Source organism: Actinomycetota bacterium, assembly GCA_018333515.1.
Taxonomy (GTDB): Bacteria; Actinomycetota; Aquicultoria; order Aquicultorales; family Aquicultoraceae; genus Aquicultor.
Genome location: JAGXSZ010000013.1, coordinates 21471 through 34404, shown reverse-complemented (window position 1 = coordinate 34404; position 12934 = coordinate 21471). Strand labels below are relative to the sequence as shown.

At 55.9% G+C, this 12934-nt stretch carries 12 protein-coding genes and 1 tRNA gene; 3 read left to right on the top strand and 10 right to left on the bottom strand.

Features of this window, described 5'->3' with window-relative positions; genetic code table 11:
* Positions 1–97 precede the first annotated feature (97 nt).
* On the top strand, positions 98–1957 hold the full coding sequence (pknB, locus tag KGZ93_03335; GenBank protein ID MBS3908654.1) for a Stk1 family PASTA domain-containing Ser/Thr kinase: 1860 nt from the start codon (positions 98–100) through the stop codon (positions 1955–1957).
* 14 nt (positions 1958–1971) lie between these two features.
* On the opposite strand, the gene KGZ93_03330 is transcribed toward pknB, so the two are convergent.
* Entirely contained in the window at positions 1972–2112 is a 141-nt protein-coding gene (locus KGZ93_03330) for a hypothetical protein (protein ID MBS3908653.1), read from the bottom strand.
* A gap of 194 nt (positions 2113–2306) precedes the next feature.
* Between KGZ93_03330 and KGZ93_03325 the strand changes: the two genes are divergently transcribed.
* Complete coding sequence (locus KGZ93_03325) at positions 2307–3104, top strand: flagellar motor protein (GenBank protein MBS3908652.1); 798 nt, start codon at positions 2307–2309, stop codon at positions 3102–3104.
* A gap of 5 nt (positions 3105–3109) precedes the next feature.
* The gene (locus KGZ93_03320) at positions 3110–3970 is read left to right on the top strand and encodes an OmpA family protein (protein ID MBS3908651.1); all 861 of its coding nucleotides are present in this window, start codon (positions 3110–3112) and stop codon (positions 3968–3970) included.
* Here the strand turns inward: KGZ93_03320 and KGZ93_03315 are convergent.
* The 9 genes from KGZ93_03315 to KGZ93_03275 form a co-directional block, all read right to left on the bottom strand.
* The gene (locus tag KGZ93_03315; GenBank protein ID MBS3908650.1) at positions 3960–6611 is read right to left on the bottom strand and encodes a cation-translocating P-type ATPase; all 2652 of its coding nucleotides are present in this window, start codon (positions 6609–6611) and stop codon (positions 3960–3962) included. The two genes, KGZ93_03320 and KGZ93_03315, sit on opposite strands and share 11 nt — an antisense overlap.
* 162 nt (positions 6612–6773) lie before the next feature.
* Positions 6774–7079, bottom strand: a complete 306-nt coding sequence (locus KGZ93_03310; protein MBS3908649.1) for a zf-TFIIB domain-containing protein — start codon at positions 7077–7079, stop codon at positions 6774–6776.
* Positions 7080–7258: 179 nt separating this feature from the next.
* A tRNA-Gly gene (locus KGZ93_03305) sits at positions 7259–7331 on the bottom strand.
* A 65-nt stretch (positions 7332–7396) separates the two neighbouring features.
* Complete coding sequence (locus tag KGZ93_03300) at positions 7397–7897, bottom strand: DNA-binding protein (GenBank protein ID MBS3908648.1); 501 nt, start codon at positions 7895–7897, stop codon at positions 7397–7399.
* A complete protein-coding gene (locus tag KGZ93_03295; GenBank protein ID MBS3908647.1) occupies positions 7894–9396 on the bottom strand; it encodes a TrkH family potassium uptake protein in 1503 nt (500 codons plus the stop codon). Before KGZ93_03295 ends, KGZ93_03300 begins: the two co-directional genes overlap by 4 nt.
* A gap of 136 nt (positions 9397–9532) precedes the next feature.
* Positions 9533–10195, bottom strand: a complete 663-nt coding sequence (locus KGZ93_03290; protein MBS3908646.1) for an NAD-binding protein — start codon at positions 10193–10195, stop codon at positions 9533–9535.
* 18 nt (positions 10196–10213) lie between these two features.
* Entirely contained in the window at positions 10214–10900 is a 687-nt protein-coding gene (locus KGZ93_03285) for a TrkA family potassium uptake protein (GenBank protein MBS3908645.1), read from the bottom strand.
* Between the two features lie 207 nt (positions 10901–11107).
* Complete coding sequence (locus KGZ93_03280) at positions 11108–11866, bottom strand: ABC transporter permease (GenBank protein MBS3908644.1); 759 nt, start codon at positions 11864–11866, stop codon at positions 11108–11110.
* Complete coding sequence (locus KGZ93_03275) at positions 11863–12846, bottom strand: ATP-binding cassette domain-containing protein (protein ID MBS3908643.1); 984 nt, start codon at positions 12844–12846, stop codon at positions 11863–11865. The genes KGZ93_03280 and KGZ93_03275 overlap by 4 nt, the downstream gene beginning before the upstream one ends.
* Positions 12847–12934 lie beyond the last annotated feature (88 nt).

Here is a 12934-nt window from a genome sequence, read left to right as displayed (position 1 = left end):
AAAGCTCGGCATAGTATGCAAGAATTTAGACTTAGTTGCAGGATAATCGAAGCAGATGACGAAATTTGTTAGAAATATGGGAGTCCTAAATCAACAGATGGAACAGCAAGTCTTCAACGACCGCTATCAAATAATCGCCAAAATAGGCTCGGGCGGCATGGCCGATGTGTACAAAGCCATGGACTCTGTCCTTGAGAGACCTGTGGCGATTAAGGTACTCCACCGCCATTTTGCCGAAGACGAGGATTTCGTCACACGCTTCAGGCGCGAAGCGCAAGCCGCCGCCAACTTGAACCACCCCAATATAGTCAGCATCTACGACTGGGGCAGCCAAAACAGCACTTACTTCATAGTGATGGAACTCCTCGAGGGCGAGAGCCTCAAGCAACACATCCGGTCAAAAGGAGTAGTGGGGCTTCGTGAGGCGATGGAGATAACCAAAAAGGTTCTATCGGCGCTCAGCTTCGCCCACCGCAACGACATCATCCACCGGGACATCAAGCCGCACAACATCATCATCACAAAGGACGATGAGGTTAAAGTGACCGACTTCGGTATCGCGCGCGCGGGTGTCTCGACTATGACACAGACCGGCACGATTCTAGGGACCGCGCACTACCTCTCGCCGGAACAAGCGCGGGGCCATGAGGTCGGGGTCACCTCGGATATCTATTCAGCCGGCGTCGTCCTCTACGAGATGGTCACCGGGCGCATACCGTTCGACGGCGAAAACCCGGTCGCGATAGCCCTCAAGCACGTCCATGAGTCCCCGGTGCGGCCCACTGAAATCAACCCCGAGGTGACGCCGGCGCTTCAGACGATAATCCTGAAGGCGATGGCCAAGAACCCGGAGAGCAGATACCAGAGCGCCGCCGAGATGCGAAACGACATCATGCGCTTGATGGAAGGCATGCCCATTGTCGCCATCCCGCCGGACGAGCAGGAGACGCTGGTTATGGCGCCGCTTCAAACATCGCGCAACGACGCGGCGACGCAGCGCCAGGCGCCCAGGCCTATCCCGGCGCCGGCTAAAACAAAACCTAACTGGCCGGCGATTATCATCGCGGTCATGCTCGTTTTAACGGCAAGCGCGGCCGGCGGTTGGTTCCTGGTAAGCTCCGGTATCGTAGGCGGCCCCGAGATGATAACCGTCCCCGACCTCACCGAAAAGACCGAAGCCGAAGCAGCGGCCATGCTCAGCGCCAAAGGCCTAAAGCTTGGCGAGGTCAGCGAGGCGTTTAGCAATACGATCGAACCGGGGATCGTCATGAGCCAACAGCCCGGCGCGGGCGAGAAGCTGGAAGAAGGCAAAGAGGTGGCGGTAACCGTGAGCATGGGCCGCGACCTGGTAACCGTCCCCGATGTGACCGGCGAGACCTCGGCGGTCGCCACAAACAAACTAATCAAGGCGGGACTGGCGCTCGGCGACAGCAAATACGAGTTCAGCGACGAATTCGACCAGGACAAGGTCATCCGAACCGAGCCCGAGATGGACGAAGAGGTTCCGGCCGACACCGAGGTAAACCTCATAATAAGCAAGGGCCGGGATTCGGTTCAAATACAAGATGTCGAAGGAAAGACCTCGGCTGATGCCGAGAGCCTTCTCGCGGGCGACGGGCTTACGGTTAAGACTTCGGAGGCGTTCCATGAAACGATAGACAAAGGAGCCGTAATACGCACCGTCCCTATCGCCGGAAGCCTGGTGAAGAAGGAATCGGTTGTTACGATCTACGTTAGCAAGGGTCCCGAACTTATAGCCGTCCCAGATGTGCTCGACAAACTCGAGGACGAGGCCAAGGCTATCCTGGCGGAGAAAGGCTTCAATATCGATCCGCAAATCCTAAGTGGAGTATCGGCCGATAAGGACAACCGCGTCATAAGCCAGGACCCGAGCGGGGGCGAGCAACGAAGAAAAGGAACCTTAGTCCTCATCGTCGTCGGCGATTCCGGAGAGTAGCCCGCGTTTCCCCGCTACCACCGCGCTCTCCTGGTAATGATGTAGACATAGAGCGCCGCGCCGACAGGCACTACTATCCACTGTGCGACTATGGCCGCAAGCATCAAATAGCCGTAAAATTCCGATAAATACCCCAGATTTACCCGCTCAAACATCGACCTCAGTCCCAATCTTATAATCTATCCCAATAATAGCAGGCGGCGCGCTGGACACATCCTGCCCAGGGATGATTTTCGGAGTGATTTTTGCGCCACTTTAACCTTAAGAGCCTCGAACCCTTTGCCGATAAATCGTTAGTGACGAGTCTATTGAATATATCCTGCTCCAAACATATTCGAAGAGGAAATTTATGGATTTAGCAACGGTCATCGGTATAGTCATCGCCATGGCGGCCTTGCTCGGTGGTAACGTGCTCGAGGGCGGCAAACTATCGGCGCTTCTCAATCTACCCGCCGCCGTCATCGTCTTCGGAGGAACGCTCGGCGCGACCATAATCTGCTTCTCGATGAATGACGTCAAGAATCTTCCGAATTGGTTTAAGGTCGCATTTCAAGAAAAGCAAGCCGACGCGCTCAAGACGATTCGAACCATCGTCGGCCTCGCCGACATGGCGAGACGCGAGGGAATCCTAAAGCTCGAGAGCGTAGTCGAAAATCTCGACAACGACTTTCTCAAACAGGGAATCTCGCTGGTCATAGATGGCACCGACTACGAGGTGACCAAATCGATCCTCGAAACCGAGGTGGAGTTTATGCGCGAGAGACACCAGACCGGCGCCAAGTTCTTCGACACGGCCGGTGCGTTCGCGCCGACGATGGGTATTATCGGAACGGTTATGGGCCTCGTCCACGTACTCGGAAAACTGTCCGACACCGGAAACCTGGGTTCGGCTATCGCGGTCGCCTTTATCGCAACCCTATACGGCGTTTTTTCAGCGAACGTCATCTATATTCCGATTGGCGCGAAGCTTAAGGTGCGCAGCAAACAAGAGGCGATTGCGCGCGAGATCATCATCGAGGGGGTCCTCGCCATCCAATCGGGCGAGAGTCCCCGCATCATCGAGGATCGACTAAAATCGTTTCTCTCGCCGGAGGTCAGAAACATTAAAGCCGAAGCGGACGCGCAGCTATCGGCAGTTGAGGGTTGACATCTATGGGACGATCCCGTTTTGAAGAAGAGGGCGGCCATGAGGGCGGTATGGAGCGCTGGCTTATCACCTACGCGGATCTTATCACCCTGCTTCTCGCTTTCTTTGTCATAATGTATGCGATGTCCAACGTCGACGCCGCCAAATACTCGAAGATGGCGAAGTCGCTTGAGGTCGCGCTCGGCACGGCGAGTAGCGGGCAGGGCATCGCTCCCGGCCTGGGCGGACAGCAAACTGGGGAAACCGACTCGAAGTCGAAAAAGGCGGCCGATAATAATAAGAACGCTCCGGCACCGAAAGAGGCGGCGCTCGTCGATATGAAGGAGGCCAAGGAGCACCGCGAACTCACCTATATGATGAAGCGCATCAAAGAGTATACCGAAGCGAATAATATTGTGGGGAATCTCTCGACCACTACCGATGGCCGAGGGCTCGTCATAAATCTCTCCGATAACGTCCTCTTCGAAAGCGGCAAGGCCGACCTGTCGCCGAAAGCGAAGGAGCTACTCGATGCCATCGCAACCATTCTTCTCCATTCGGAGAAACACATAAAGGTCGAGGGCCACACCGACAACGTACCCATTCGCAATGAGCGCTATCCCTCCAACTGGCAGCTCTCTACCGACCGCGCTACCAACGTCATTATGTACTGGATAGAAAAACACCCTGAAGCAAGCGATCGCCTTTCAGCCGCGGGCTATGGCGAGCATCGCACAATCGCCGAGAACGGCACGGTGGCCGGGAGAGCGAAGAATCGCCGCGTCGACATCATCGTCCTGCGAGATTCCATCGCTAAAGGCGAACCTATTGCCGGCGACAAAGGCGTAGTAAAAGTCGAAGAGACCTTACCCAAAGTTAAGAAGTAACAACCGACCTCTTTCTGTAAAGCTTCTCCGCCTCGACCACGACCAGCGCAACAGCCGATATTGAAAAAGCAACCGCAAGCTCGACTAAACTTAGAGGCACGGTCTTAAATATCGGATTCAAGAACGGCGCATAGACTGCGGCCATCTGTAGAGCGAAGGTCAGAAGAATGGCGCCTATGAGCGGTTTGTTGCTAAAAACGCCTATTTGAAATAGCGAATCACGCTCGGATCGCACCGCCATCGCAACGGCCATCCTGCCGAGCACGAGAGATGTAAACAACATCGTCTGCCAGGCCATGCCCGCACTGTAAGCATACGCCTGTAAAGCCAGGGCCGTTATGCCCACAATAAGGCCGACCCGCAACACAAAGCCGCCTCTGCCGTGAGCGAAAACACCTTCACCATGCGGTCTCGGCGGTCTCCTCATGGTATTCTTGTCCGCGGGCTCGGAGGTGAGCGCAAGGCCCGGCAAGCTATCGCAGAGAAGATTCATCCAGAGTATCTGTATCGGCAATAACGGGAGCGGCAGACCAAAAAAGGGAGCAAGAAATATGACCCATATGGTCCCCGCGTTCGAGGTTAACGAGTATTTGATAAACTTCAGAATGTTGTCGTAAATGCGCCTGCCTTCTTTTACGGCGCTGACGATAGTCGCGAAATTGTCGTTGAGAAGTATCATGTCCGACGCTTCTTTTGCGACATCCGTACCCGTGATGCCCATCGCGACCCCGATATTTGCTCTGCGCAGCGCCGGTGCGTCATTTACGCCGTCTCCCGTCATTGCAACGAATTGATTCTTATCCTGCAATGCCCTGACTATCTTAAGTTTCTGCTCGGGCGCCACTCTCGAATAAACCCGTATATGCTCCACGCGCTTTTCGAACTCCTCGAGAGTAAACCCATCGAGTTCTTTTCCCGTTATGACGCCGTCTTCATCGGTTATCCCGATGCGCCTCGCAATCGCCAAAGCCGTTATGGGATGGTCCCCGGTTATCATGACCGTCGCGATTCCCGCTTCCTTGCATACGGAAACGGCCTCTCTCGCCTCCTCGCGCGGCGGGTCCATCAACCCGACCAGACCTACGACCGTCAGTTCCGCTTCAATTTTCTCCGGCGACAAGTTGTCCGGCAAGCCGGCCCACTCTCTAACCGCGACCGCAATGACTCTTAACCCATCCGCGGCCATCCTGTCGTTTACCGCGTTAATCTCCGCGACATCCAGCTCTCTTGTCCCCTCGGCGGAGATAATAGTACTCGCCCTACCGGTTATAGACTCGATGGCTCCTTTCGTAAAAGATATCAGCTTCCCATCGGGCCGGCGATGAAAGGTCGTCATGAGCTTTCTCTCAGAATCGAAGGGTATCTCGGCGACCCTGGGAAACTCTTTGGAGAGTTCCTCTTTGTCGAAACCGATGTTTTTAGCGACCACGTATAGGGCGGCCTCGGTGGGGTCTCCGATTACTCCGCCTTCTTTGTCGAGGGAAGCATCGTTGCTTAAAGCTATAGCCGTAAGCAGGCTGGTTCGCGGTTGATTCCGTTCCGCTAGCCGCCCGGCCCGGGATCCTAAACTTATCGATATTTCAGGAAACGCGTCACCCATAATGAGTTCCCCGTCGACATAGATCTCCTCGACGGTCATCTGGTTTAAGGTGAGGGTTCCGGTCTTATCGGAGCAGATATATGAGACGGAACCGAGCGTCTCGACCGCCGGGAGCTTTCTTACGAGGGCGTTTTGTTTGACCATCTTGCTCGCCCCCAAGGCCAGTGAGATGGTTATAACGGCGGGCAAAGCTTCCGGTATCGCGGCTACGGCAAGGCTTACCGATGTCAAAAACAACAGGACTACGTCCTCACCGCGGAGCAACCCGAACAAGAAGACTACTGTTACTATCGCCAAAATCGCCAGGGCGAGTTTCTTGCTGAATATCGTCAAACGATGTTGAAGCGGCGTCCTTACATCTTTCTCTTCCTGCAGCAGGTGCGCAATCTTACCGAGTTCGGTGCCCATGCCCGTAGCCGCGACCACGCCCGCGCCTCTGCCGTAGGAGATAGCGGTTCCGCTGTAGACCATGTTTGTTCTGTCTCCGAGCGGCAACTCGACATCCGCCTTGGCGCCGGTCTGTTTTTCCACGGGAATCGATTCCCCGGTAAGCGCCGCCTCTTCAGCTTTGAGACTCGCCGCCTCTATGAGCCGCATATCGGCCGGGACAATCCGTCCGGCCTCGAGAATCACCACATCACCGGGGACCAACTCGGAGGCCGCGATACTCCTCGGCGCGCCGTCCCGCAAAACAGTCGCTGTCGGTGCGGCCATTAACATTAGGGCCTCGATCGCCTTTTCCGCCTTATATTCCTGGACGAAGCCGATGGCGGCATTGAGTATCACTATCGCCAATATCGCCAAGGCATCGGTGGGCTTTCCCACGATGCCCGCTATAGCCGCGGCGAAAAACAAGGTGACTATCAAGAAGTCTTTGAATTGGTCAAAAACCATCGTGATCGGTTTTCTCTTCTTCTTTCCCCGCAATTCATTGCGTCCGAACTCGACTAGTCGCTCGGCGGCCTCCTCCGAAGATAGCCCCCGCAGCGAAGTCTTTAACTCAGCAATAGCTTCATCGACTTCTTTGATATGCCAGTCCATGATACCCCCTAATAATAACCATAAGAAAAGCTAAAGAATCAAACCTTAGATTGTCTTTAGCTTTTACGAACGATATTTAGCTTTTCTAGAAGCAATGCCTGCCGTCAAATCATGCACTCACCTTAAAATGTCATGCTTGATTAATTATTACGGGCTTTTAAGTTACTTCTTAAATACGCCAAAGAATTTATCGACAACAGTCTTATCCAGCCGAGATACGGCCTCAAGCTCTCCCGCGTCCATCCATATGCCCTCGCACTCAGAGCACTTGTCTATCTTTATGTCTTTATAGTCGATCTCGATCAGGTGCATCCCACATTTTGGGCAGCACATGTAGTGGAGTTCTTTCAGCCTATTTCTTTCTTCTTCGGCTAGACCCTTCTGCTTTTCCTCGTCTACTTTCTTAAGTCTTTCAAACTCCAGCCTCGCAATATACTCATCCTCGCGCCCCCTGGATTGTTTCGACATCGACACTCCTCCCCGTATCCCCGGTAGCCCCGGTAGCCCTTATCGTATCTTCCTGCGCAATGCCCGTTTTCCGTAGGCCTACGAACGGCCGTCCTCCGCGGCGCGCGAATTTCTTTTCGTTAGATCTGCTTATCGCACAAGAAACCATGGATGGATCGCCGCAAAACCATCCTTCTCTGAGCGGGCAACGAGACTCGAACTCGCGACCCTCAGCTTGGGAAGCTGATGCTCTACCGACTGAGCTATGCCCGCAAACGCTATTGCTTCCAGCGCCGCGACATAATTATACACGATAAATACAGGTAAATACAGGGCTGTTAAGAACCACCCACGTTATGCCTCCGGCGGTAGCGCTCGAAGAGAAAGAGCGCCAAGGCGACGGGCGCCAAGACGGCCGCCGCGATTAACTTCCCCGGCTCCACCGGGTGGGTCACGCGCGCGCCCGCTTCGACGACCGTTAACCTTTCGGCATGAATGTCGAATTCTCCGTCGTGCGTGGGGCAGGCCATGTAAAACCTGCCTTCGACGAGCACCCGGTCGCCGATGCTATTGTAGTCGCCGGCGGTCTTGATCTTACGCAACTCGCTCGCGGGCGCCCAGATTCCGATAGCATTGTCGCCATCGTGCAGGTTGACCCAACCGGACTCCCCGCGCACCATGACATCGCCGATAGCCTCCCCCTGAAACTCGATGACCGTGCCGTCATAGGCTCTTGAGTTCTCGATGAGTTCGGTGCTCGACACCGCCGCGAGCGCGGTGGCCGCGGGGGCAAGCAGCGCAATCAGCGCGACCAACAAAACGGTGGTTTTTCGCATCATTTCCCCTTCACCGCCGATATGATAAAACCGACGAGCGCCATGACCGACAGAAATTCGAGGCGCCCGGCCCACATCTGAATCATATACACGACCTTTAGGGCGTCGGGCATGCTTGGCAGGGTGATGCCCGCCGTTAAGCCCACATTCGCCGCCGCCGAAACCGACTCAAAGAGCGCCTCCTGGAACGGGTAGCCGAAGAAGACGCCGGCGACGGCGCCGGCGATATACGTAAATATGTAGGCGAGCCCGACGAGAAACGCGTTGAGCAGCAGTCGCTCGTTGACTATGTTCTTCTTCAGGTGGTGGTATGTCTCGACCAAAACCGCCGAGCGCGGCAGTATGAGCGACTTTGTCTCAAGGACGAAAGCCTTGAGGATGAGCCTGACCCTTAGTGACTTGATGCCGCCCGCGGTCGAGCCGGCACTCGCACCGAGGCCCATCGCAAACGTAACACCGACGATCGCAAGCGTGCCCCACAAGCCTGAGAACTGGGGGCCGTAGACGGTCATAAACCCTGTGCCGGTGTGGGCGGATATTACTTGGAAAAATCCCCTTCTAAATATGGCCATGCTATCAACATAAGCCCCGATTTGCGCCAAACCTACCGCCGTAATCAGGAAAGTAAGCGCTATTGTCGCCGCCAGCATGCGTGTCTCCGTGTTTCTGAAAAGCTCGCGTCGCTCTCCAGAGAAGAGCACGAAGTGGAGCGAGAAATTTAGTGCGCCCGCTATCATGAGCGGAATTAGGGCGAACTCGTAGGCGAAACTGTGATAGTAGAGAATGCTCTGCGACTGGGGAGAAAAGCCGCCCGTGTCAAAGGCCGCCATGAAATTGGTTACGCCATGAAAGAGCGCCCGCGCGGGCGACATGCCGATCTGCCAGCCGACCAACCACAACAAGGCGCTGCCGACGCAGAGATAGACCAGGCTCACGAGCCAGATAAAGCGCGCGGTCTGGATTAGGTTCGGCAGTATCTTCTCCTCGCGAGCTTCGCCGACATACATGCCGTAGAGGCCGGATGCTCCGCCGGTCATCAGCGTGATAGTGATGACGACTATCCCCTGCCCGCCGATAAACATCGTGAGGTGTCGCCAGAAATTATGCCCGTACGAAAGGTGGTCGAGGTCTTGTACGAGGGCTAAACCGGTCGTCGCTAAACCGCTCATCGTATCGAACATAGCGTCAAGAAACGAGACGAAGTGCCCGCTTAGGTAAAGCGGTATCGCACCTAGCACCATGGCGACGAGCCAAGCTATCGGCACAACGACCACGCCGTGAACCCAGCTCATCTCCCGGTTTGTGCGACACGACAAGAGAAGAACATATCCGAGAATCAGCGATGCGCTCACCCCTAAGACAAAGTCGAGCGCCGGGCTCCACTCGCGTAAAGAGAGCGATAGAGCCATGGGTAAAAGCATCAATAAGCCGATGCCGATTGTGAGCTTCCCCGAGTAGAAACCTATTATCTTGAAATCGACCAACCTGGGCTTGAAAAGCACTTAGAACCACCCCGCCGCGAAGACGCTTATGAGAAATGCGACCGCTGCGAGAAAGACGGTGTAGAGCAACTCGGTTGCCATACCCGCGGCGAACTCTAGGACTCGCTTGCTTAGCGCTTTCTTGTCGGCCACGCGCCTACCTCTTTCCGGTCAAGATGTCTCGCAGCGCCTGCTCTCTGTCCGGCGTCGTCAACGCTATTACGGAATCCCCCGCCTGAATGGTGGTGTTGCCGCGCGGGATGATCACGTCATCGCCCCTGATAATCGAGACCAAGACTATCTCTTTCGGAAGCTTGATGTCCATGACCTTCTTCCCGTCGATCGGGACGTCGCTCGGCAGGTCCATCTCAACAAGAACGAGGTTTCCCTTCTTGAGCGCCTGCAATGTTATGATGTCGCCGAGCGTGGCCTCTTCCTCGATAAGTTTTGTAATAATCGTCGTGCTCGATAGAGCGTTGATGCCGAGCGCGTGGAAGATGCGTTCATTTCTCGGGTCGTTTACCCTCGCGACCGTCTTGGCGATATTAAAGCCCTCCGAGGCGAGTTGGCACATGACCAGATTGTCGTCGTCGTCACCGGTGACCGCGGCAAGCACATCCGCGCGGTCCGCGCCGGCCTCCTCGAGGTAGCGGACATCGCACGCATCCCCGTTGACGACTAAGACATCCTCGTTGTCTTCGGCTATGCGCGCGCACTTCTCCCGATTTTTCTCCAGCACGACCACCGCGTGGCCTTTCTTGCCGAGCTTACGCGCGAGCCCGGAGCCGACTTTTCCGCCGCCGCCAATAATAATATACATACCTTTGACCCTTTTGCGCTAAATTGGACAGGAGAGCCCGGCCGCGCTGGTCGAGCGCACTTCGACCCCGTAATAGCGCGATACTTTCGAGACCGCGCCGGCGCTGACCGCGGCGATAACCACATCGCCCGCGGCGATTTTGGTTTCATTCGTCACAATCATGCTCACGTCGTCCCGCACGATTACGACCGGTCTAAACTCATTGGCTAATTCGACATCGCCGACCTTCTTGCCTGCGAGTGTCGCTGATGCTTTAATCTCTACGAGCTGCGTATTGAAATCGAGGCTTACCTCCGAGACAAACTCGCGCCCGATTATGAAATCGCGGATTTTGCGCGCGACTAGCGTGGTGCCGCAGACCGTCTCCAGCCCCAGCTTGTGGTAGGTCTTCTCGCGGTCCGGATAGTAGACCCTGGAGATGACCTTCTTGACGCCATAGAGCTTCTTGGCGACTTGGCCCGCCATGATATTCGTATTGTCGAGGTTGGTGACGGCGATGAAGACATCGGCGTTTTGTATGCCGGCCTTCTCTAGAACCCGCTCGTCGAAGCCGTTGCCGACAATGGTCAGGCCGTTAAAGGTCGTACCGAGACGCCGAAAAGACCCTCCGTCGGAGTCGATGACGACGACATTGTGGCCGTCGTCCGAGAGCATTGTCGCGAGCTGGGCGCCGACCCGGCCGCAACCGCCAATAACGATATACATACCTGACCTCCAACCGGCGAGCCGCAATGCCGGCCATTGCCTTACAATCTATCCTGTTTTATCGGCTCGCCACTTAAGAATTACTAGATGAATGATAGTCCTGCGCGGCCCTCTCGTCAACGGTCCGAGCGCTAATTATTAGGGCGGTATATTAGAACGGTATCGCCGCCGCCGGCCGGCGGCGGCGAGGCAGAAAAGCGCCGGTACTTACTCGTGTTTTTCAAAATACCAGACCGCCGACGTCAACGCGAGGATACCGAACGCCGCGACTACCGACAAATCGAGCCAGATTGAATTAATCTTTATCCCAACGAGGGTCTGGCGTAACGCGTCGACGCCGTAACTGAGCGGGTTGACGCAGACAAGCGCCCGCATCCACGCGGGCAGACCTTCGTTGACCGGGAACATCGCCCCCGACAGGAAGAACATCGGGAGCAGGATAAAGTTGACGACCACCTGAAATCCCTCGTGCGTATGGATGCGCGCCGCTATCAAGATGCCGAATGACGTCATAGCGAAAGCTATCATAAACATTATAAGAAACGAGAGCGCCAGTTGGATAAGGGTAAAGCTCACACCGACGAGCGGCGCGACGAGAAGGATGATGGTACCTTGCAATACCGCGACGGTGCTTCCGCCAAGCGCCCTTCCTATCACCACCGACCAGCGCGGTATCGGCGCGACGAGGACCTCCTTCAAGAAACCGAACTCGCGGTCCCAGATTATGGAGACCGCCGAGAATATCGATGTGAACAAGACCGACATCGAGATGATGCCCGGATAGATAAAGCGCATGTAGTCGTTGTCGCCGCCGCCGCGCGCAAACGCGGTCGAGAGCCCCATCCCCAGCACGAAAAGCCAGAGCAGGGGCTGTACGCTCGAACTTATTATCCGGGGCTTGTCCCGGACAAACCGGGTGATATCGCGGAGCCATAAGGTGTAAATACCCATAAGAGCGGCGTTCATCGCTGTCGCCTCCTCTTTGAGCGCACCCGGGACCGAACCTGGTCCATGCCCGCGAGCTTCTCCTCGCGAATCTTCCGTCCGGTAAGGTTGAGAAAGACGTCTTCGAGCGTCGGCTTGCGAAGCGACATCGATGTGACCCCGGACTCCAAGCCCTTGATAAGCGCGGGCATAAAGTGCTCACCCGCGTCCACCTGTAAGGACAGCTCGCCGTTGACCTCTTTGGCCGCGACGCCGAACTTCTCTTGAATCTCGGTCGCCGCGCGCGCGTTGTCATCGGTAACCAGAACGACAACATCGCCTCCTACCTGTTCTTTTAGTTTTTCGGGCGTATCGATGGCGATAAGGTCGCCGTTGTCGATTATGGCGATGCGCGCGCAGTGCTCCGCCTCGTCCATATAGTGGGTGGTCAAGAAAATTGTGAGGCCTTCGTCGACCCTCAGCCGGTTGATGTAGTCCCATATACGGTGGCGGGTCTGCGGGTCGAGGCCGAGCGTCGGCTCGTCCAAAAAGAGGACTCGCGGTCGGTGCATAAGCCCCCGCGCAATCTCGAGGCGGCGCTTCATGCCGCCGGAGAAGGTGCGAACCATATCATGGCGCCTATCGGAAAGCTCGACCAGCTCCAGCACCTCTTCGATGCGGCGAGCGCGCTCCGCGCGGCGTATTCCGTAGATCATGCCGTGAAACTTCAGGTTCTCTAGGGCGGTGAGCCGCTCATCGAGGCTCGGGTCCTGGAAGACGAGGCCGATCGATTGCCTGACGGCGAGGCGGTTTTTTATGATGTCGTAGCCGTCGACGGTCGCGCTGCCCGAGGTGGGCCGCAGCAGCGTGCAGAGCATGTTGATGGTCGTCGTCTTTCCCGCGCCGTTCGGGCCGAGAAATCCGAATATCTCGCCTCGCTCGACCGCAAACGAGATACCTTTGACCGCCGAGTGGCCGTTATAGTCTTTAGCGAGTTCGTTTACTTCGATAATAGTCGACAAAAATTCCCCGCCTGTCTCGTTTTTCCGTATTTGGAGCCGACTTCTTGGGGCGCATGACAATAATCGCCGGCCCTGTCGTTGGCGGCGC